At 73.6% G+C, this 20,993-nt stretch carries 15 protein-coding genes; 10 read left to right on the forward strand and 5 right to left on the reverse strand.

Annotation, left to right across the window (positions count from 1 at the left end; translation table 11 throughout):
- Nucleotides 1–11: 11 nt before the first annotated feature.
- Genes C1708_RS03430 through C1708_RS03465 form a run of 8 tightly spaced genes read left to right on the forward strand, consistent with a single transcriptional unit; the run spans nt 12 to nt 7,303 of the window.
- Nucleotides 12–1,397, forward strand: a complete 1,386-nt coding sequence (locus tag C1708_RS03430) for an L-fuconate dehydratase (RefSeq protein WP_106411234.1) — start codon at nt 12–14, stop codon at nt 1,395–1,397.
- A complete protein-coding gene (locus tag C1708_RS03435) occupies nt 1,394–2,155 on the forward strand; it encodes an SDR family NAD(P)-dependent oxidoreductase (protein ID WP_106411235.1) in 762 nt (253 codons plus the stop codon). The genes C1708_RS03430 and C1708_RS03435 overlap by 4 nt, the downstream gene beginning before the upstream one ends.
- On the forward strand, nt 2,152–3,150 hold the full coding sequence (locus C1708_RS03440; RefSeq protein WP_106411236.1) for an aldo/keto reductase: 999 nt from the start codon (nt 2,152–2,154) through the stop codon (nt 3,148–3,150). Before C1708_RS03435 ends, C1708_RS03440 begins: the two co-directional genes overlap by 4 nt.
- Complete coding sequence (locus tag C1708_RS03445) at nt 3,150–3,890, forward strand: (Fe-S)-binding protein (RefSeq protein WP_106411237.1); 741 nt, start codon at nt 3,150–3,152, stop codon at nt 3,888–3,890. Before C1708_RS03440 ends, C1708_RS03445 begins: the two co-directional genes overlap by 1 nt.
- Nucleotides 3,887–5,446, forward strand: a complete 1,560-nt coding sequence (locus C1708_RS03450) for a LutB/LldF family L-lactate oxidation iron-sulfur protein (protein ID WP_106411238.1) — start codon at nt 3,887–3,889, stop codon at nt 5,444–5,446. The genes C1708_RS03445 and C1708_RS03450 overlap by 4 nt, the downstream gene beginning before the upstream one ends.
- On the forward strand, nt 5,443–6,093 hold the full coding sequence (locus C1708_RS03455) for a LutC/YkgG family protein (RefSeq protein WP_106411239.1): 651 nt from the start codon (nt 5,443–5,445) through the stop codon (nt 6,091–6,093). Before C1708_RS03450 ends, C1708_RS03455 begins: the two co-directional genes overlap by 4 nt.
- Nucleotides 6,090–6,401, forward strand: a complete 312-nt coding sequence (locus C1708_RS03460) for an L-rhamnose mutarotase (protein ID WP_106411240.1) — start codon at nt 6,090–6,092, stop codon at nt 6,399–6,401. The genes C1708_RS03455 and C1708_RS03460 overlap by 4 nt, the downstream gene beginning before the upstream one ends.
- The gene (locus tag C1708_RS03465) at nt 6,398–7,303 is read left to right on the forward strand and encodes an amidohydrolase family protein (protein ID WP_106411241.1); all 906 of its coding nucleotides are present in this window, start codon (nt 6,398–6,400) and stop codon (nt 7,301–7,303) included. The genes C1708_RS03460 and C1708_RS03465 overlap by 4 nt, the downstream gene beginning before the upstream one ends.
- 91 nt (nt 7,304–7,394) lie before the next feature.
- Here C1708_RS03465 and C1708_RS03470 read toward each other — a convergent pair whose 3' ends face one another.
- Entirely contained in the window at nt 7,395–8,087 is a 693-nt protein-coding gene (locus tag C1708_RS03470) for a FadR/GntR family transcriptional regulator (protein WP_106416132.1), read from the reverse strand.
- Nucleotides 8,088–8,292: 205 nt separating this feature from the next.
- Here C1708_RS03470 and C1708_RS03475 point away from each other — a divergent pair, with 205 nt between their 5' ends.
- Nucleotides 8,293–11,121 (forward strand): glycosyl hydrolase family 95 catalytic domain-containing protein, encoded by a 2,829-nt coding sequence (locus C1708_RS03475; protein ID WP_106411242.1) that lies wholly within the window; start codon nt 8,293–8,295, stop codon nt 11,119–11,121.
- Between the two features lie 225 nt (nt 11,122–11,346).
- Here the strand turns inward: C1708_RS03475 and C1708_RS03480 are convergent, their stop codons facing one another.
- The 4 genes from C1708_RS03480 to C1708_RS03495 all read right to left on the reverse strand — a co-directional run bounded on the left by C1708_RS03480 (nt 11,347) and on the right by C1708_RS03495 (nt 19,316).
- Entirely contained in the window at nt 11,347–14,832 is a 3,486-nt protein-coding gene (locus tag C1708_RS03480; protein WP_241911148.1) for a beta-galactosidase, read from the reverse strand.
- Nucleotides 14,833–15,231: 399 nt separating this feature from the next.
- Complete coding sequence (locus tag C1708_RS03485) at nt 15,232–16,986, reverse strand: sulfatase-like hydrolase/transferase (RefSeq protein WP_106411244.1); 1,755 nt, start codon at nt 16,984–16,986, stop codon at nt 15,232–15,234.
- A 105-nt stretch (nt 16,987–17,091) separates the two neighbouring features.
- Entirely contained in the window at nt 17,092–18,081 is a 990-nt protein-coding gene (locus C1708_RS03490; RefSeq protein ID WP_502696048.1) for a formylglycine-generating enzyme family protein, read from the reverse strand.
- A complete protein-coding gene (locus tag C1708_RS03495) occupies nt 18,078–19,316 on the reverse strand; it encodes an ROK family transcriptional regulator (RefSeq protein WP_106411245.1) in 1,239 nt (412 codons plus the stop codon). The genes C1708_RS03490 and C1708_RS03495 overlap by 4 nt, the downstream gene beginning before the upstream one ends.
- A gap of 172 nt (nt 19,317–19,488) precedes the next feature.
- On the opposite strand from C1708_RS03495, the gene C1708_RS03500 reads away from it, so the two are divergent.
- A complete protein-coding gene (locus tag C1708_RS03500) occupies nt 19,489–20,979 on the forward strand; it encodes a sulfatase family protein (RefSeq protein WP_106411246.1) in 1,491 nt (496 codons plus the stop codon).
- Nucleotides 20,980–20,993: the final 14 nt, after the last annotated feature.

The following is a 20,993-nucleotide window of genomic DNA, read 5'->3' on the forward strand; positions in this document are numbered from 1 at the left end:
AAGGCACCGAGTTGTCCGCAACCCCCGCGCGGATCGCCGCCGTCGACACCTACGACATCCGCTTCCCGACCTCACGGGAGCTGGACGGGTCCGACGCGATGAATCCGGACCCCGACTACTCCGCCGCCTACCTGGTCCTGCGCACCACGGAGGGCGGCCACGAGGGCCACGGCTTCACCTTCACCATCGGCCGCGGCAACGACGTCCAGGTCGCCGCCATCGACGCGCTGCGCGAGCACGTCGTCGGACGGCCCGTCGCCGACCTGTGCGCCGACCCCGGCTCGCTCTACCGCGACCTGATCGGCGACAGCCAGCTGCGCTGGCTGGGGCCGGAGAAGGGCGTGATGCACATGGCCATCGGCGCCGTCGTCAACGCCGTCTGGGACCTGGCGGCCAAGCGTGAGGGCAAGCCGCTGTGGCGGTTCCTCGCCGACGCCGACCCCGTCTGGCTCGTCTCCCAGGTCGACTTCCGCTACCTCACCGACGCCCTGACCCCGGACGAAGCCCTGGAGCTCCTGCGCCGGGGCAGGCAGGGCGCCGACGACCGGGCCGCCGAGCTGCTGCGCCGCGGCTACCCCGCCTACACCACCTCGCCGGGCTGGCTCGGCTACTCCGACGAGAAGCTCACCCGTCTCGCCCAGCAGGCCGTCGCCGAGGGATTCACCCAGATCAAGCTCAAGGTCGGCGCCGACCTCGACGACGACATCCGCCGCTGCCGCGCCGCCCGCGAGGCCGTGGGCCCCGGCTTCCGGATGGCCATCGACGCCAACCAGCGCTGGGGCGTCGACGAGGCCGTGGCGTGGACACGGGCGCTCGCGGAGTTCGACCCGTACTGGATCGAGGAGCCCACCAGCCCCGACGACATCCTCGGCCACGCCGCCATCCGGCGCGGCGTCCACCCCGTCAAGGTCGCCACCGGCGAGCACGTGCAGAACCGCATCGTCTTCAAGCAGCTCCTCCAGGCCGGCGCCGTCGACGTCCTCCAGCTCGACTCCGCACGCGTGGCCGGAGTCAACGAGAACCTCGCCGTCCTGCTGCTCGCCGCCAAGTTCGGCGTACCGGTCTGCCCGCACGCCGGCGGCGTCGGTCTGTGCGAACTCGTCCAGCACCTCTCGATGTTCGACTACGTGGCACTCACCGGCACCACCGAGAACCGTGTCATCGAGTACGTCGACCACCTCCACCAGCACTTCCTCGACCCGGTGGTGATCGCCGACGGCCACTACCGGCCCCCCGCCTCGCCCGGCTTCTCGGCCGCCATGAAGCAGGCCAGCATCGACATGTACACCTATCCGCACGGCACGTTCTGGGTCGCCGACGCCGCGGAGGCCGCCACGGCGGGCGCCGGTACGACGGCCGCCGGCGCGCCCGGCCAGGACACGGAGGTCCCCGCATGACGACCGCTCTCGCCTCGCTCACCGCCGTCGTCACCGGCGGCGCCTCCGGCATCGGCCTCGCCACCGCGCGGCTGCTCGCCGAGCACGGCGCGGACGTCGCCGTCCTCGACCGCGACCCGAGCGGCGTGCCCGCTCCCCTGCGCGGCTTCACCGCCGACGTCACCGACGACCGCGCCGTCCGCGCCGCCGTCGAGGGGGCCGCCGAAGCGCTCGGCGGGATCGACATCCTGGTCAACAACGCCGGTGTCGGGGCGGTCGGAACCGTGGAGGACAACGCGGACGAGGAGTGGCACCGCGTGCTGGACGTCAACGTCCTCGGCATCGTCCGCACCACCCGGGCCGCCCTGCCGTACCTGCGCCGTTCCTCCTCCGCCTCGGTCGTCAACACCTGTTCCATCGCCGCCACCGCGGGACTGCCGCAGCGCGCCCTGTACTCGGCCAGCAAGGGCGCGGTCCTGTCCCTCACCCTGGCCATGGCCGCCGACCACGTCCGCGCGGGCATCCGGGTCAACTGCGTCAATCCCGGCACCGTCGACACCCCGTGGATCGGCCGCCTGCTCGGCGCCGCCGCCGATCCGGCCGCCGAGCGCGCCGCGCTCGACGCACGCCAGCCCACCGGGCGCCTGGTGACCGCGCAGGAGGTGGCCGCCGCCATCGTCCACCTCGCCTCCCCCGCCGCCGGCAGCACCACCGGCACCGCCCTCGCGGTCGACGGCGGCATGGCCGGCCTGCGGCTGCGGCCGGAGCCGCAGCCGTGAGCCCGCGTCACCGCCGGCTCGGGAACCGCGCCGTACGGATCAGCACGCTGGCCTTCGGCGCGGCGGGCATCGGCAACCTGTTCACCCCCGTCACCGACGAGGAGGCCGCACGTGCCGTCGACGCCGCCTGGGAGGCGGGCGTCCGGTACTTCGACACCGCCCCGCACTACGGTCTCGGGCTGTCCGAGCGCCGTCTGGGCGCGGCCCTGCGCGCACGGCCGCGCCCCGCGTACGCCGTGTCCACCAAGGTCGGCCGCATCCTGGAGCCGGCCCCGTCGGCCGCGGGCGACGATCTCGCCCACGGCTTCGCCGTCCCCGCCACCCACCGACGGCGCTGGGACTTCAGCGCCCGTGGTGTGCGCCGGTCGGTCGAGGAGAGCCTGGAGCGGCTCGGTCTGGACCGGATCGACATCGCCTACCTCCACGATCCCGACGACCACATGGAGCAGGCGCTCGACGAGGCGTACCCGGAACTGGAGCGGATGCGCGACGAGGGACTGGTCGGTGCGATCGGCGCCGGCATGAACCACGCCGCTCCGCTCGCCCGTTTCGTCCGCGAGACCGGCGTCGACGCCGTCCTGCTGGCGGGCCGTTACACGCTCCTGGACCAGTCCGGACTCGCCGACCTGCTGCCGCTCGCCGCCGAGCGGGGCGTCGGCGTCGTCGTCGGAGGCGTCTTCAACTCCGGCCTGCTCGCCGATCCGCGTCCCGGTGCCACCTTCGACTACGCCCCGGCGCGCCTCGGGACGCTGTCCCGGGCACTGGAGCTCCAGACGGTCTGCGAGCGGCACGGGGTACCGCTGCGCGCCGCCGCCCTGCACTTCCCGTTCGGGTCCCCGGCCGTCACGAGCGTCCTCACCGGAGCCCGCAGCGCGGCGGAGGTCCAGGACGCCGCCGCCCTGCTCGGCCGCCCGGTCCCGGACGCGCTGTGGGCGGAGCTCAAGGAACGCGGGCTGCTCCCCGCCGACGTACCCACCCCCCAGGACACCGACTGATGCGCATCGCCCTGTTCCTCACCTGCTTCAACGACACCATGTTCCCGGACACCGGCCGGGCCGTGGTCCGTGTCCTGGAGCGGCTCGGCCACACCGTCGACTTCCCGCGAGAGCAGACCTGTTGCGGGCAGATGCACTTCAACACCGGCTACCGGCCGGAGGCCGTCCCGCTGGTGGAGCGTTTCACGCGGACCTTCGCCGCGTACGACGCCGTGGTCACCCCGTCCGCCTCCTGCGCCGGGATGATCCGTGACAGCCACCCCGTGCTCGCCCGGGACCACGGGTCCGCCGCGCTCCAGGAGGGGGTCGCCGGCCTGGCGCCCCGGGTCCACGAGTTCACCGAGTTCCTCACCGACGTCCTGGGCGTCACGGACGTCGGGGCGCGTTTCCCGTACCGGGTCGCGTACCACCCGACCTGTCACTCGCTGCGCGGACTGCGGCTCGGCGACCGTCCGCTGGACCTGCTGCGGGCCGTCGAGGGCATCGACCTGGTCGGCCTCCCCGCCGCCGACGCGTGCTGCGGCTTCGGCGGCACCTTCGCGGTCAAGAACGCCGGGACCTCCGGCGCGATGCTCGCCGACAAGGCGCAAGGGGTCCTGGACAGCGGCGCCGAGGTGCTGTGCGCCGCCGACAACTCCTGCCTGATGCACATCGGCGGCGGTCTCTCCCGCCGGGACAGCGCCGTACGCACCCTGCACCTGGCCGAGATCCTCGCGCACGGCGAAGGGGTTCCCCGATGAACGGCCCCACGGACCGCGGCGTCGTCTGGCTCGGTTCTCCCTCCTTCCCCGAGGCCGCCAGGAGCGCGCTCGAGGACGGCCGGCTGCGCGCCAACCTGAAGCGGGCCACCTCCACGATCCGCGGCAAACGGCAGGCCGTCGCGGACGAGCTGGACGACTGGGAGGCGCTGCGCGACGCGGCCGCCGCGATCAAGCGACGCACCGCCCGCCATCTCGACCGGTACCTGGTGCGGCTGGAGGAGTCCGTCACGGCGGCGGGCGGCACCGTCCACTGGGCCACCGACGCCGCCGACGCCAACCGCGTCGTCACGGAGCTGGTGCGGGCCACCGGTGAGCGGGAGGTCGTCAAGATCAAGTCGATGGCCACCCAGGAGATCGGTCTCAACGAGCATCTCGCCCGGGCCGGGATCACCGCCTACGAGACCGACCTCGCCGAACTCATCGTCCAGCTCGGCGACGACCGCCCCTCGCACATCCTCGTTCCCGCGATCCACAGGAACCGCACCGAGATCCGCGATCTGTTCGCCGCCGAGATGGGCCGCTGGGGGCGTCCGGCGCCGGAGGGCCTCACGGACGACCCGGCCGACCTCGCCGAGGCGGCCCGGCGTCACCTGCGGCAGAAGTTCCTGGCCGCGAAGGTCGCCGTCTCCGGCGCGAACTTCGCCGTGGCCGACACCGGCACGGTCGTCGTCGTGGAGTCCGAGGGCAACGGCCGCATGTGCCTGACCCTGCCGCAGACCCTGATCACCGTCATGGGCATCGAGAAGGTCGTGCCCACCTTCGGCGACCTGGAGGTGTTCCTCCAACTGCTGCCCCGCTCGTCCACCGGCGAGCGGATGAATCCCTACACCTCCGCCTGGACCGGCACCACCGACGGCGACGGACCGCGCGCGTTCCACCTGGTGCTCCTCGACAACGGCCGTACCGACACCCTCGCCGACACCGTCGGCCGCCAGGCCCTCGCCTGCATCCGCTGCTCGGCCTGTCTCAACGTGTGCCCGGTCTTCGAACGGACCGGCGGCCACGCGTACGGCTCGGTCTACCCCGGTCCGATCGGCGCCGTGCTCACCCCGCAGCTCGTCGGCGTCGAGAACGCCGCGTCCCTCCCGTTCGCCTCGACGCTGTGCGGCGCCTGCTACGACGCCTGCCCGGTGAAGATCGACATTCCCGAGGTGCTGGCCCACCTGCGCGCCGAGGCCGTCGAGGCCCGGCGGGCCGCCCAGCGCCTCCCGACGGCGGAGGCGGCGGCGATGAGGGCGGCCGCCGCCGTCCTCGACTCCCCCCGTCTGTTCGGCGCCGTCCAGAGGGCGGCGGGCGCCGCCGGCCGCGCCGTCGCCCGCCGGGGCCGCATCGGCCGGCTGCCCGGACCGCTGCGCGGCTGGTCCGCCGCCCGCGACACCCCCGCGCCGCCCGCGGAGTCCTTCCGCCGGTGGTGGCGCGAGAACCGCGAGAACGGCGGACACGGCCAGAGCGGCCAGAGCGGCCAGAGCGGCGAGAGCGGCGAGAGCGGCGAGAGCGGCGAGAACACGAACGAGAGGAAGGAGGGGGAGCGTTGAGCAGCCGCGAGGCCGTTCTCGGCCGCATCCGCGCCGCGCTGGCCGACGTACCGGCCGCCGAGGTCCCCGACGACGTCCCCGTCCCGCGGGACTACCGCCGCAGTCACACCGCACCGGACCAGGACGTCGTCTCCCTGTTCGCCGAGCGGGTCGCCGACTACCGTGCCACCGTCGTCCGCACCGACCGGGCCGGACTGACCGGCACCCTCGCCGGCGTCCTCACGCGCCGCGGTGTCCGGGAGCTGGCCCTGCCGCGCCTCTTCCCCGACACGCTGCTGCCCGCCGGCCCCTGGTCGTGGCACGCGGAACCACTGGACGTGCCCGCCCTGGACGCCCTGGACGGCACGATCACACTCGCCGCCTGCGGCATCGCCGTCACCGGGACCATCGTCCTCGACGCCGGTCCCGGGCAGGGGCGGCGCGCCCTGACCCTCGTCCCCGACTACCACCTGTGCGTCGTGCACGCCGAGCAGATCGTCCCCGACGTCCCCGACGCCCTGTCCCGGCTCGACCCCGTCCGGCCGCTCACCTTCATCTCCGGGCCCTCCGCCACGAGTGACATCGAACTCGACCGGGTCGAAGGCGTGCACGGACCGCGGACCCTGGACGTCATTGTCGTCGGCCCCACCCACCCGGAGCAGCCATGAGGATCGCCCTGCACACCCGCGTACGCGAGGACCGCGTCGCGCAGTACGAGGCCGCCCACCGCGAGGTGCCCGCCGAGCTCACCGCCGCCATCCGGGCCGCGGGCGTCACCTCGTGGACCATCTGGCGCAGCGGCCGCGAACTGTTCCACCTGCTGGAGTGCGAGGACTACGCCCGGCTGCTCGCCGAACTGGAACACCTCCCGGTCAACGTGGCCTGGCAGGCGCGGATGGCCGACCTCCTCGACGTCGTCCACGACTACTCCGAGGGCGGCGCCGACGCGGGTCTCCCGGTGGTGTGGGAGCTGTGACCGGCCGGCGGATCATCGACGCGCACCATCACGTCTGGGACCTCACGGTCCGGCCGCAGCCGTGGATCACGGGCGATGCCCTCGCCCCGCTCGCCCGGTCCTTCTCGGCCCGGGACCTCGCCGCCGAGGCGCGGGCGGCGGGCGTGTCCGGCACGGTCGTCGTGCAGACCGTCTGCGTGCCCGGGGAGACGCCCGAGCTGCTGGCGCTCGCCGCCGGCAGCGGCCTGGTCGCGGGGGTCGTCGGATGGACCGACCTCACCGCACCGGACGTCGCCGATGCGATCGCCGCGCTGCGTGAACAGCCCGGCGGCGACCGGCTGGTCGGCATCCGCCACCAGGTGCAGGAGGAGCCGGACCCGCGCTGGCTGCTGCGCCCGGACGTCCAGCGCGGGCTGACGGCCGTCGCCGCGGCCGGGCTCGTCTACGACCTCGTCGTCAAGCCCCGTCACCTGGCCGCCGCGGCGGAGGCCGCGGCCCGGCTCACCGGGCTGACCTTCGTCCTCGACCATCTCGGCAAGCCCCCGATCGCCACGGGCGCGCTGGAACCCTGGGCCGCCGGCCTGCGCCGCCTCGCCGCCCTTCCCAACACGGTGGGCAAGCTCTCCGGCCTGGTCACCGAGGCCGCCCCCGGCGCGTGGCGGACCGAGGACCTCGAACCGTGCGCGCGGACCGCCCTCGACGCCTTCGGTCCCCAGCGGCTGCTGTTCGGGTCCGACTGGCCGGTCTGCACCCTGCGGGCGGACTACGCGACGGTCGTCCGGACCGCGGACACGCTCACGGCGGGGCTGTCCCCCGCGGAGAGGGACGCGGTGTTCCACGACAACGCGGTCCGCCTGTACGGGCTGCGGGGCGCCGGACCGTCCGAAGCGGGTGCGCCCGGTGCGGGGACGCGGACGTCCTGACTCCCGGCCCGCCCGCCGGTTCCCCCCGGGCCCCGGAGAGAACCGGCGGGAGCCGCGGGAACCCGGAAGGGGGCGCCGTGCCGACGTGCCGTCAGAGCACGGGCCGGTCGCCCCCGAGGGTGCCGCGCAGCCACTGCTCGACGCCCGCCACGTGGACCGTCATCCAGGACCGGGCCAGCTCGGGGTTCCGGTCGGCGACGGCCTCGTAGATCGCCCGGTGCTGGTCCCGGGTGCGTCCCACCGCGCCCTCCTCGGTCAGCCCGCGCCAGATCCGCGCCCGGGTGGTCGGACCCGAGAGCCCGTCGATCAGCGAGCAGAGCACCGGGTTGCCGGCGCCGGAGGCGATCAGGCGGTGGAACTCCAGGTCGTTGGCGATGAGTTCTTCCAGGGACGCCTCCTGCGGGAGGCGGTCGAGCACCTTCTCCAGCTCGGCGACGTCCTTCTCCGGCATCGCCCGCGCGGCCATGGCGGCGGCGGCCGGCTCTAGGATGCGGCGGACCTCGAGGAAGTCCAGCACCGTGTCGTCGTGGTGGAAGTCGACGACGAAGCCGAGCGCGTCCAGCAGCAGGCCGGGCTCCAGGCTGGTCACGTACGTCCCGTCGCCCTGGCGCACGTCGAGCACGCGGATCAGGGAGAGCGCCTTGACCGCCTCGCGCAGGGAGTTGCGCGACAGCCCCAGCCGCCCGGCCAGGTCGGCCTCCTTGGGCAGCCGTTGCCCCGGGCGCAGCTCGCCCTCGACGATCATCGCCTTGATCTTCTCGATCGCCTCATCGGTGACCGGCACGGTGACCACCTCCTCAGGGCGACGACTATACATCGGATGAATGACTGTGCTTCTCAGCTGCCGACAGTCGGATACATCCTATGTGTGGACCAGAGAAGTGCCGCATCCCTGTTCATGAGTACATCCTCTCTCTATCGTGACAAGCATTCATCCGATGTGTCACCGAGCACGTCGTGACCGGTGACCCTCCTTCAGGGACGGACACATGCCTGAAACAGCCGACCACTCCTCCCCCGCCGACCCGTCGCGTCGGGCCGTGCTGCGCGGCGCGACCGCGTTAGGCGCGCTGCTCGCCCTCTCCGCGCTGCCCGAGTTCACTCCGCGCGCGGCGGCCGCGCCCCGGCCGCCGCTGTCCCTGGTGCCGGCGGACCGGGCCGTCCTGCTGCGGTACTCCTCTCCCGGCGCCGAGGGCTCGGTCATCGAGCAGGGCCTGCCGGTCGGCAACGGCAGACTCGGCGCCCTGACGACGGGCGGCTCCTCGCGCGACGCGTTCTACCTGACCGACGCCACCCTGTGGACGGGCCACGCCAACGCCGCACTGGACTCCGCGGGCCAGTTCCCGTACGACGCGGGCTCCTTCGGTACGTTCGGACTGCTGGCCAAGGCGTACCTGGATCTGCCGGCCCACACGAGCGGCGCGATCAGCGGCTACCGCCGGACGCTCGACCTCAGCAACGGCCTGGTCACCGCCTCGTACACACAGGGCGGCACGACGTACACCCGCGAGGTGTACGCGAGCGTGCCGGACGACGTGGTGGTGATCCGGCTCGCCCAGAGCGGCGGGGGTTCCTACACCGGTTCGCTGACCCTGACCGGCACCCGCGGCGAGTCCGTCACCGCCGAAGCGGGGGCCGCCAGGGTCTCCTTCGCCGCCGGACTCGCCAACTCCCTCCGCTACGCCGCCGTGGTCCAGGCGGCGGGCACCGGCGGCACGCTCTCGGCCGCCGGCGCCGAGGTGACCTTCACCGGCTGCTCCGAGGTCGTCCTGGTCGTCTCCGGCGGCACCGACTACAAGGCCGACCACACCACCGGCTACCGGGACGCCGGCGTCGTCCCCCTGTCCGTCGCCCGCACGAAGGCCGAGGACGCCGCGGCCGTCGCGGGCACCGCGCTCCTGGCCTCGCACGTCGCCGACCACCGGCGGCTGCAGGAGCGGATGACCGTCGACCTCGGCGCGTCGACGCCGGCCCAGCGCGCCATGGACACCCCCGAACGGCTCGCCGCCCGGGCCGCCGGCTCCACGCCGGACCCCGAACTGGAGGCGGCCTACCTGCAGTTCGGCCGTTACCTGACGATCCGCGGGTCGCGCGGCAGTCTGCCCACCAACCTGCAGGGCCTGTGGGTGGACCGCAACAACCCGGACTGGATGGCCGACTACCACACCGACGTCAACGTCCAGATGAACTACTGGCTGCCCGACCGGGCGGGACTGCCGGAGTGCTTCGACGCCTTCACCGACTACTGCCTCGCGCAGTTGCCGGGCTGGACGGCCACGACACAGCGCCTCTTCCAGGACCCGCGCAACGGCTTCCGCAACACCTCGGGGAAGGTCGCCGGCTGGACGGTGGCGATCTCCACCAACATCTGGGGCGGCAACGGCTGGTGGTGGCATCCGGCCGGCAACGCGTGGATCTGCAACTCGCTGTACGAACACTACGACTACACCCGGGACACCGAGCACCTGCGCCGGATCCACCCGATGCTCAAGGGCGCCTGCCAGTTCTGGGAGGCACGCCTGATCACCACGACGGTCCCCGATCCGGACGCGCCCGGCGGCACCCGCGAGGTGCTGATCGACGACCACGACTGGTCGCCGGAGCACGGGCCGACCGACGCCCGCGGCATCACCTACGCCCAGGAACTGGTTTGGCAGTTGTTCCGGAACTACCGCGACGCCGCGGCGGTCCTCGGCCTGGACGCCGACTACGCCTCCACCGTCGCCGCGCTGCAGGAGCGGCTGTACCTGCCTCGGGTGAGCGCCACGACGGGCCGGCTGGAGGAGTGGATGACCGACGCCGACCTGGGCGAGCCCGAGCACCGCCACCTCTCCCCGCTGGTCGGCCTGTTCCCCGGTGACCGGATCGCCCTCGGGGAGTCCCCCGGGGACCTCGTGGAAGGCGTCACCGCCCTGCTCACCGCGCGCGGGATGGAGAGCTACGGCTGGGCGAGCGCCTGGCGCGCCCTGTGCTGGGCACGGCTCAAGGACGCGGACAAGGCCTACCGGCTGGTCACCGCCGTCATGAGGCCCTCGGTCGACCACAGCAACGGCAGCGCGGTCAACCTCTTCGACATGTACAGCTTCGGGAGCCGGTCGACCTTCCAGATCGACGCCAACTTCGGGACGCCGGCCGCCATGATCGAGATGCTGGTGCAGTCGCGGCCCGGCCGGATCGAGCTGCTGCCGGCGCTGCCCGCCGCCTGGGCCGCCTCCGGCTCGGTGACCGGCGTGGGCGTGCGCGGCGGCTGCACGGTCGACCTCAGGTGGTCGTCGGGGAGCGTCACCTCGGCCACCGTGCACGGCCGGCCCGGCACACGGACCACCGTGGTCGCCGGCGCCTGGAGCAGGACCGTGACGGTGCCGGCGGCCGGATCGGTCACCGTGACCCCCGGTCCGGTCCAGCTGGTGAACCGGCTGAGCGGCAAGGCGATCGACGTCCCCGGAGCCTCCGGCACGGCCGGCCGGGAGCTGATCCAGTACACCCCGAGCGGCGCCGCCAACCAGCGGTTCCGTTTCGTCCCCGTCGGCGGCGGGCTCTTCGAGGTGCGGACCACCCACCTGGCCGACCCCCTGTGCTGGGACATCGCCGGCGGCTCCACCGCCGAAGGGGCCCGGCTGACCCAGTGGGCGCCCACCCGCGCCACCAACCAGCAGTGGCGGCTCTCCGCCGCGGCCGACGGCCACGTGACCGTCGGATCGGTCCGCAGCGGCAAGGTGCTCGGCGTCACCGGCGATTCCACGGCGAACCACGCGACGGTGGAACAGCAGACCGCCGACGGCGGCGCCGGCCAGCAGTGGCGGATCGTGTCGCTCTGACCGGCCGCCCACCGGGCGGGAGCCGGGACGCTCCGCGCCGCTCCGACGGGTCAGGCCCCGCGAGGCGGCCGGGGCGGACCTCAGCCGGACGGCGACGCCGGACCCGTCGAGGGGCCCGGCGTCGCCGTCCGGCTTCCGGGGCCGCTCCCCCTCCGGTGTGGAAGCGGGACCGCCCGCCCCGGTGGCCGGGAACCGGGGCGGGCGGGGTGCTTGCGGGCCGGGCCGCTACTCGTCCGAGCGGGCCGCGCCGAACAGGTCGCCGTGGCCGGGCGAGGCGTTCTGCCCGCCGGGGACGCCGCCGAGCACGGTGCCCCGGTGCACGAGCGAGACCGCGTCGGGTCCGACGCCGCTCTGCTCGGCGGAGACCGCCAGCGCGATGGTGTTCTCGCCGCGCGCCTTGAGGAACCCGGACGGGATGACGAACTCCTTCTGCGGTCCGACGTTGTTGACGTACTGACCGGTGTTCCAGCCGTTCACGAAGATCTGCACCCGGTACTTGTCGACGCGCAGTCCGTCGTCGTCGATCCGCAGGCCGACCGCGGTGTCGGTGCCCTCGGGCAGGTCCAGCCCGGCCGTCGTGCGGTACCACCGCACACCGGGCCGCTCGCTCTTGAACGACTGGGTGGTGCTCCAGGAGGAGTCGGGCGCGCCCGGCAGGTGCCAGCCCATGCGCTCGCCGTACAGGCCGCCGTTGTTGAAGATCCCGCGCACGGTGTCGGCCGGGTCGGGGCCGCCCGCGGCGCCCTGGATCCGCCACTCGACCGTGCCCGAGCCGGGGACCTCCACGTCGGCCAGGCCGCGGCCGCCCTTGGAGCGGCCGTCGGAGGACCAGTCCTCGTAGTGCCCCATGTTGCGGACCAGGATCGCCAGTACCGCCTGCCTTCCCGGTTCGGCGACGCCGGCCGGCACGGTGTGGGTGGCGGTGCCGTCGCCCTGGGCGCCGAGGTAGCGGCCGTTGAGCCAGACCATCGCGTGGCCGGCCGTGCCGGTCTTGACGGAGACCTTCACCGAGGTGCTCGCCGTCTCGGGCGTGTAGCGGCCCCGGTACCAGGTGTCGCCCTCGTGGAAGCCGTACTCGTCGGTGTCCAGGACGACGCCCGAGGCCGCGCCGGGACCGTGCCGGGGGTTGTCGGCGGTGGTCCGGTCGGCCTTCTTCCAGCCGGAGTCGTCGAATCCTGCCGTGCGCTCGGGGTCGGCGTCGGCGGTGCGCCAGGCGGTCAGGCCCGGCATGGACGGGGTCCCGGGTCCGGGCAGGGTGGCGACGAGCGCGCCCGCCGCGTCACGGGTGGCGGTGATCCGCTTGCCGTTCCAGGTGAGGACGTCGACCCCGGCCGGTGCGAACACCCGCAGCGGCCCGGCCCGGCGGGTGTCGCCGGTCAGGTCGAGCCGGGTCCCGGCGATGCGGGCGGTGCGGGCCAGTTCCGGGCCGGTGACGAGGACGTCATGGGCGCCGGCGTCGAGCTGCCAGGCGGTCGCCACGCCGTCGCGGTCGGTGATCAGGACGGTCAGGTCCCGGCCGTCGCCGGTGATCCGGAGCGTGCGGGTGCCGCCGTGCGTGTAGTTGAGGCGCAGGTCCTTACGGGCCGCGTCCCAGGTCACCTCGACGGGGTCGCCGTCCAGGGTGGTGACCTTCGGCTGCGCCGCGTAGCGCAGCACCGTCTCTCCCGCCTCGCCCTTCGTGCCGTGGAGGACGAGGAGATCGCGTCCCGCGGACAGGTGAGTGAGCACCTGGGAGGTGGAGTAGGGCATGCGGTGCGGGCCGAAGGCGTAGTCGGCGACGAGGACCTTGGCGTCGCGTCCGGCGACGGTGACCGCGGTGCCCTCCTTCTGCGGGACGCGCGGATAGGTCCCGGCCGAGGTGTCGGGGCTCGGGCCGGTGTCGATCGCGTCGGCGGAGACGAACGTGCCCTGGGAGGCGGCGGTCCCCTTCTCGCCGGTCACCACGATCTTGAGGGTGTGCTCGCCCTCCCCCAGGTCGTTCGCCTCGAACAGGACCTGCTGGAAGACGGGGGACGGGGCGTAACTGTCGACCGTGGCCTTCTTGACGCCGTCGATGTAGACGTCGGCGGTGCCGTGGTTGACGGAGTCCGGTCCGATCCAGCGCACCGTCGGCCCCTCGAAGGTGACTTCGAGGCTGTCCCCGGCCCGGTCGGAGAAGGTCTCGTCGTCCTGGTGGTCGCCGCTGGTCCAGGTCTTGCCGGAGGCGCGTTCCCAGGAGCCGGTGAACTTAAGCGCCTGGGTGTCGGAGTCGTTCCAGCGGTACGCCGGCGCCGTGGGCGGCTTCGGCGGGACGGCCAGGTCGAGCGGGAACGTCGCCCGGCTGGTGGAGGTGTCGTTGGAATCGGGATGACGCAGGGTGATCAGGCGTGCGCCGTTGCCCGAGACGGAGGTGGTCGCGGCGTTCTCCGTGGACAGCCGCTGCTGTGCCTTGACCGGGCCGCCGCCGGTGACCGTGACCGCGGGGGCGGTGACGTTCCGGGCGGAGGCGATCGGCGTCACGGCGTCGTGGAGGTAGCCGAACTCCTTGTGGACGACGAGCTTGGGGGTGATGCTGCGGTCCTCGGAGATCGGGGCGCCGTAGTCGTAGGAGGTGAAGCCGGAGCCGGGGTCACCGGTCCAGCCCCAGTTGGTGCCGCCGTACTCCATGTAGGAATTGAACATGGTCACGCCGTTGGCGAGGTTGTTCACCGCGAACTGGCGGATGAACGCGGGGTCGACGAACTTCGCGCACTCGGTGGTCTGGAAGGTGCGGCCCCACGAGGTGAACGCCCCGCCCTGTCCTTCGGCGATGAACACCGGGGTCTTCGGCGAGTAGCCCCGGATGCGGGACTCGAAGTCCTCCAGCCGGCCGCGGGCGCCCGTGCAGTCGAAGCCCAGCGGGTAGGTGTCGAAGGCGTAGAGGTCGAGTTGTGAACCGCCGGGTGTGCCGGGCGCGTTCCAGCCGTGGCCGTTGCCCCAGTCGTTGTGGAACAGCGGCACGGTGATGCCGTGCTCCTTGACGGCCGCCTGGAGCTTCTCGATGTACTCGACGTGCTTGGGCGCGTTGTCGATCTGCTCGTTCTCCACCTGGTAGGCGATGACGCTGCCGCCGCCGTCGGTGATCTGGTGCTCGGAGATGACGGCGTTGACGGCCTCCAGCCACTCCAGGTCGGCCGCGAGGTTCTGCGGGTCGGCCGTGCGCTCCTCGCCGGCGTAGGTGGTCATGTACGCCGGCAGACCGCCCATGCCGGCCTCGGCGTTGATGTAGGGGCCGGGACGGGCGATGACGTACAGGCCCTCCTCCTCGGCCATGGTCAGGAGGCGGTCGATGTCGCGGACGCCGGAGAAGTCGTAGGAGCCGGGCTCGCTCGAGTGGTAGCCCCAGAAGAAGTACAGCGACACGGCGTTGAAGCCGGAGGCCTTCAGCTTCTGCAGCACGTCCCGCCACTGGTCCGGGCTGGGCAGCCGCCAGTAGTGGAACTCGCCGGACCACACGGTCAGCCGCTCGCCGTCGATGGTCAGGGACTTGTCGTCCCAGCCGACCCGGTGCGGCTTGCCGTCGTTGCCGGGGAACGGGACCGGGTTCGCGGCGGCGCTCGCCGCCGGGGCCCCGGCCGCCTCCCGGGGGCGGTCGGGCGCGGCCGCGGCGGCGCTCACCGGGGTGAGCGCCGCGAGGACCAGCGCGAGGCCGGCCGCCAGTGGTCCGAGGGGCGGTCCGAGCCGGCTGGACACACCGTGCCTCCGGGGCCGGCGGAATGTCGATGACTGGTGCATGGGTGCCTCCGACGACGCGAGCTCGATGAGCTCTTGGGTCAGGTGACTGCGTGGAGCCCTTCCGTGAAGGGGACATGCCAAATCGACCCGGCATGGGGTTCGACGTTGGCCAGAGTAAAGCGGACCGGTACAGAGGTCTAGACCCCAGACGTCATATGTCTTCCACCGATGTCTTCAGGGTCCTCTGAAACAGAGCGACTTGACAGTTCGTACCACGCCTGACGCTCTTCCGGGGACACGCACGAGCGCCGCCGCGACGTTCGCCCTTCCCTTCCCGCTCGTGAACATGACGGCGCTCGAAGCGCGGCAGGCTGCCGTTCCGCCTGTCCCTCGCCGGCCCGCCTCCACCGGTCACCGTCACCCGGGTGCGGGGAAGCGGTGCCCGGCGTCGAAGCGGAGGGCACGCCCGGCCCAGGTGCCGGTCGCCGCGGCGGCCAGGCTCCGGCCGGTCACGGCGGCCCCGGCCGGGACGGTGAGCCGCCAGGTCTGGCGCAGCGTCCCGCCGACGGGCAGGTCCGCCCTCGCCGGTCCGGACGTCCGCCGGAGCCCCCATCCCGCGGGGCCGGTCACCACCGGGGCGACGCCGGCCCAGGGACCGGCCGATCCGTTGGAGACGGTGACGGCGATCTCGTACGCGCCGCCCGCCCCGACGCCCGCCGGGACCTCCAGGCGGAGGCCGAACGGAACCCGGCGGTAGTCGTCCGCCCAGGCGGCGCGCATGGCGGCGACCAGCCGGGCCGCCACGTCCGGGTGCGCGGCGGCGACGTCCGTGCGCTCACCGCGGTCGGCGGCCAGGTCGTACAGCTCGACGTGCCACCGGTCGTCCGGGGCCGTGCGGTCCCGGCCGGGGGCGAAGCGCACGGCTTTCCACCGCTCCTCCCGGACGGCCTCGGCCAGCGTGAGGATGCGGCCCCCGTCCTCGCGGGCCGCGCGGGGCGTGGACCAGGGGTCGTTCCGGTACCAGTACAGGTGCGCGTGGCGCGGGGCGCCGGTCCCGGTGGTCAGCAGTCCGGCCAGGGACAGTCCGTCGACGTCGCGCGGCCGGGGCGCCCCGGCGAGATCGGCGAGGGTGGGCAGCAGATCGGTGAAGGGGGTGGGCCGGGCGACCGTGCCCGCCGGGACCCGCCCCGGGGACCACACCAGGAGGGGCACACGGACGCCGCCCTCGTAGAGGTTGCGCTTGTAGCCGCGCAGCGGGCCGTTGGCGTCGAAGCGGTCGGGATCGACACCGCCCTCCTCGTGGGGGCCGTTGTCACTCGTGACGATCACGACGGTGTCGGCCGCCTTGCCGCTGTCCCGCAGCGCCCGGACCAGCTCGGCGACATGGGTGTCCAGGAGCGTGACCTGGGCGGCGTGGCCCTTGTCGGCCTCGGGCCAGGGCCGCGTGGCGTACGCGCCGGTGCCGGGCACGTCGCTGGGCGAGTGCGGGAGCGTGGGCGCGTAGCACAGGAGGAAGGGACCGGAGGTGTTCTTGACGAAGTCGACGGAGCGGGCGAGGAAGGCGTCCGGGGCGTAGGTCCCCTTCGCGCCGTCCGCGTTCGCGGGCAGGGCCTCCTTCACGCCGTTGTGCCAGAGGTGGTCGGGGTAGTAGTCGTGGGCGTGGTTGTGGTCGATGTACCCGTAGAACTCGTCGAAGCCGCGCTGGTTGGGGTGGCTGGGCTGGTGGGCCGCCTCGGGACCGAAGCCCCACTTCCCGAACAGCGCGGTGCGGTAGCCGACGGCCCGCAGCGGTTCGGCGAAGGTGGTGTCGTCCGCGGTCAGCGCGGCCTGCGGGCCGCTGAAGGGGTTCTGCCGGACCGTGGCGTGCCCGCTGTGCAGCCCGGTCAGCAGCGAGCAGCGGGACGGCGCGCACACCGGGGCGCCGGCGTAGGCGTCGGTGAAGAGCATGCCCTCGGCGGCGAGCCGGTCCAGGGCCGGGGTGCTGATGAGGCGCTGGCCGTACGCGCCCAGCTCGCCGGATCCGAGGTCGTCGGCGAGGACCAGGACGATGTTGGGGCGGGTGGTCGCGGCGGCGGAGGGCGGGCCCGCGGCCGCGGCGGCGGACGGGCCCGTGACCGCTGTGGCGGCCAGGGCGGTGGCGGTGGCGATCAGGAACCGACGGCGGTCGGGCACGGGGGCCTCCGGGAGGGGCGGACGGGTACGGGGACGTACGGGTGCGCGGTGCTGGGGGGAGCGCCCCCCGGCCGGGGAGGACCGGGGGGGCGCCGGCTCCCGGCGTCAGCCCCCGACGACGCAGCGGAAGCCGGTGTGGCCGGTGGTGCTGTCCGGGGTGTTGGAGGTGCGGGCCGCCACGCGGTAGCGGTTGCAGTAGGAGCGGTGGCACAGGTGGGAGCCTCCCCGCAGCACCCGGGTCCCCCCGGTCGGCGGCCCCGCGGGGTCGACGCGGGTCTCCGGCCGGTCGGCGGCGTGCCAGTCGGCGCTGAACCGGTCGGCGCACCACTCCCAGACGTTGCCGGAGGTGTTGTGGAGCCCGTAGCCGTTGGGCGCGAAGGCGTTGACCGGGGCGGTGCCGAGGAAGCCGTCCTCGCGCGTGTTGTGCCCCGGGAAGTCGCCCTGCCAGATGTTGCAGCGGTGTCTGCCCCGCGGGGTCAGCTCGTCCCCCCAGGGGAAGCGGGCCCGCACGAGTCCGCCGCGGGCGGCCTTCTCCCACTCGGCCTCGGTGGGCAGCCGTTTGCCGGCCCAGGCCGCGTAGGCGGTGGCGTCGTTCCACGACACGTGCACCACCGGGTGGTTGCCGCGGTCGCCGATGGAGGACCCGGGGCCCTCCGGGGCCCGCCAGCAGGCTCCCGCGACGGCCCGCCACCAGGGCGCTCCGGGGACGGTGCCGGGGAGCACGGCGTGCCGCGCCCCGGGGTGGACGAACGGGCCGAAGACGTAGGACCAGCCGATCGACTCGGCCTCGGTGCGGTAGCCGGTGGCCTTGACGAAGACGGCGAACCGGGCGTTGGTCACACAGGTGGCGTCGATGTGGAAGGGACTGACGGACACCTCGCGCACCGGGCCCTCGCCGTCGGCGGGGAAGGCGTCCTCGTCGTCGCCGCCCATCAGGAACGGTCCGCCGGGGACGGCGACCATGCCGCGCAGCACGTCGGCGCGGTCGCGCACGGGGATCTCGAAGTCCGCTCCGGGCACGGGGGCGGGGGCGGGGGCCTCCGGGACGGTCCCGGGGCCGGCGGCGCCCCGCGCGGGTCCGCAGCAGGCGTTCACGGTCGGCCCCCCTCGGCGGTGACGGGCTCCGCGGGCTCGGAAGGACCCAGCGCGGGCAGGGGCACCAGTCCCTCGGCGTCCTCACCGAAGGAGTGCAGCAGCAGGGCGACGGCGCCGCGTGCGGCGGCGTCGCCGCCCAGCGCCGAACGGCCGACGGTGATGCGGCGGGGCGCGGCCGGCAGGGAGAGCGTGCGCACCTGTTCCCTGATCGTCGTCAGGACGGGTTCCTCCAGGGCGGCCGGTTCCCCGTCGATCACGACGCACTCCGGGTCCGTGTGGGCGGCGAGCGCGGCCAGGACCCGGCCGGCCAGGGCGGCGGCCTCGGTCAGGACGGCCCGGACGACGGGGTCGCCCTCCGCGGCCAGGGACAGCAGTTCGTCGGTGTCCCGCACGGCCGTCCCCCGCTCGTCGCAGCGGGCCAGCAGCGCCGGCAGCCGGATCACGCCCTCCAGGCAGCCGCGCCCTCCGCAGTGGCACGGCGGACCCTGGGGATCGCAGCTGGTGTGGCCGATCTCGCCCGCGGTGCCGTGGGCGCCGCGCACCAGCCGGCCGTCGATCACCAACCCGCCGCCCACGCCGTCGGACCAGCGCAGGTAGACGGCGTTGTCGTGGCCGCGGGCCGCGCCCCAGGTGACCTCGGCGAGCGCGGCCAGGCGCGCGTTGTTGTCCGTGACGACCGGGACGTCGAAGTGTCCCTCCAGCAGGGCGGCGATCCGGGCGGCGGACGGGGTCATGGCGCGCGGGTCGGCGGAGGCCGGGTCCCGGACGAAACCGGGCAGGCCCAGACCGATGCCCTTCAGGGGGGCGAGGGCGATCCGCCGCTCCCGCCGGAGGTCGTCGACGGCGGCGACGACCGTCTCCGCCTGTTTCTCGGGGTCCGCGTCCGGCGGGACCGGCGCGCGGAGCCCGCCCACGATCTCGTGGGCGGCGTTGGCGACGACGACGTGCATCCGGCTGCGCTGGAGTTCGATGCCGATCAGCTCGGCTCCGCAGGGGTTGAGGGTGATCTCCGTCGGCGGGCGGCCGCGTCCGCGCTGCCGCTCCGCGGCCTGCTGCTCGACGACCGTCTCGCGCTGCAGCAGGTCGGACACGATCGCGAAGAGGGTGGTGCGGGACAGGCCGACACGGCGTATCAGTTCGCCGCGGCTCAGCGCGCCCGAGCGGCGGAGTTCACCGAGCACGGCCGTCTCGTGGGCGTTTCTCAACCGCTGGAGGGCGTCGGGGCGTTCTGGCATGGACGCATGCTCGGCCCGCGCTCCATTTATGTCAACAGCCGGGAAAAACAAGCCGCGTGGTCGCCGGCACTTTTTTCCGGAGGGTTGACGTAAAGACATCGCCGTCCCTACGGTTCCGTCACTCGGCAACAGAAGGCAACGAGAGCGCACATGAACGAAAGGCGCACGGCCTGTGTCTCCCCGCAATGTCCTGTTCCTGATGACCGACCAGCACCGGGTGGACACCCTCGGCTGCTACGGAAACCCCCTCGTGCGCACTCCGGCGCTGGACGCGCTGGCCGCGGAGGGAACCCGCTTCGACCGCTTCTACACGCCCACCGCGATCTGCACCCCGGCCCGCGCCTCCCTCGCCACCGGACTCCACCCCTTCCGGCACGGCCTGCTGGTGAACCCCGAGCGCAACGGCGGAAGCCGCGACGAACTGGACGACTCCCAGCCGATGTTCGCCACCCGGCTCATGGAGCACGGGTACCGGGTCGGCCATGTCGGCAAGTGGCACATCGGCCGGGAACGCGGCCCCGAGTCCTACGGCCTGGACGGCGAGCACCTGCCGGGCGCGCTCAACCCCTTCCACCACCCCTCGTACACGAAGTGGCTCCAGGACGAGGGCTTCCCGCCCTTCGCCGTCCGCGAGCCGGTCTTCGGCACCGCCGCCAACGGCACCGGCCGCGGCCACCTCATCGCCGGCCGGCTCCAGCAGCCCGCCGAGGCCACCCTCGAGGCGTTCCTCACCGAGCGCACCCTCGAACTCCTCGACCGCTACGCGGCCGGCTGGAAGGCGAGCGGCACGCCGTTCATGCTCTCCTGCCACTGGTACGGGCCGCACCTGCCGTACCTGATCCCCGACGCGTACTACGACCTCTACGACCCGGAGTCGGTGCCGCTGCCCGCCTCCATGGCCGAGACGTTCGCCGGCAAGCCGGACGTCCAGCGCCGCTACTGCGAGTACTGGTCGTCGGACGACTTCGACGCGGCCGCCTGGCGCAAGCTCATCGCCGTCTACTGGGGCTACGTCACCATGATCGACCACCAGGTCGGGCGGCTCCTCGACGCCCTGAGGAGCCACGGCCTGTGGGACGACACGGCCGTCGTCTTCACCGCCGACCACGGCGAGTTCACCGGAGCCCACCGGCTCAACGACAAGGGCCCGGCGATGTACGAGGACATCTACCGCGTCCCCGCCCTCGTCCGGGTCCCCGGCGCCCCCGCCCAGGTGTCGGACGACTTCGCGACCCTGATCGACCTCAACCCCACGCTCCTCGACCTGGCCGGGGTGCCCGTCCCCGAGGGGTGCGACGGGGAGAGCCTGCTGCCGCTGCTGCACGGCGAACCGGCCGCGGAGGGGACCCGCGACCAGGTGGTCGCCGAGTTCCACGGCCACCACTTCCCGTACTCCCAGCGCATGATCCGCGACCGGCGCCACAAGCTGGTCTTCAACCCGGAGAGCGTGCACGAGCTGTACGACCTGGAGACCGACCCGCACGAACTGCACAACGTGTACGAGTCACCGGCCTACGCCGGGGTGCGCCGCGGCCTGACCGACCGGCTCTACCGCGAGCTGCTGCGCCGGGGCGACCCCGCCTACACCTGGATGAGCTACATGTCCGACATCGGCGGCGGGCGCGCGCCGGACGTCGACGGTGTGGCGGCGGAGGTGTCGTGAAGGAGCAACTCACC

Source organism: Streptomyces sp. DH-12, assembly GCF_002899455.1.
Taxonomy (GTDB): domain Bacteria; phylum Actinomycetota; class Actinomycetes; order Streptomycetales; family Streptomycetaceae; genus Streptomyces.

What these genes read in the sequence shown, in the direction of transcription:
- C1708_RS03460 (WP_106411240.1), top strand. Translation starts at nt 6,090, where the DNA reads ATGAGGATCGCCCTGCACACCCGCGTACGCGAGGACCGCGTCGCGCAG.
- C1708_RS03445 (WP_106411237.1), top strand. Translation starts at nt 3,150, where the DNA reads ATGCGCATCGCCCTGTTCCTCACCTGCTTCAACGACACCATGTTCCCG.
- C1708_RS03450 (WP_106411238.1), top strand. Translation starts at nt 3,887, where the DNA reads ATGAACGGCCCCACGGACCGCGGCGTCGTCTGGCTCGGTTCTCCCTCC.
- C1708_RS03495 (WP_106411245.1), bottom strand. Translation starts at nt 19,316, where the DNA reads ATGCCAGAACGCCCCGACGCCCTCCAGCGGTTGAGAAACGCCCACGAG.
- C1708_RS03475 (WP_106411242.1), top strand. Translation starts at nt 8,293, where the DNA reads ATGCCTGAAACAGCCGACCACTCCTCCCCCGCCGACCCGTCGCGTCGG.
- C1708_RS03435 (WP_106411235.1), top strand. Translation starts at nt 1,394, where the DNA reads ATGACGACCGCTCTCGCCTCGCTCACCGCCGTCGTCACCGGCGGCGCC.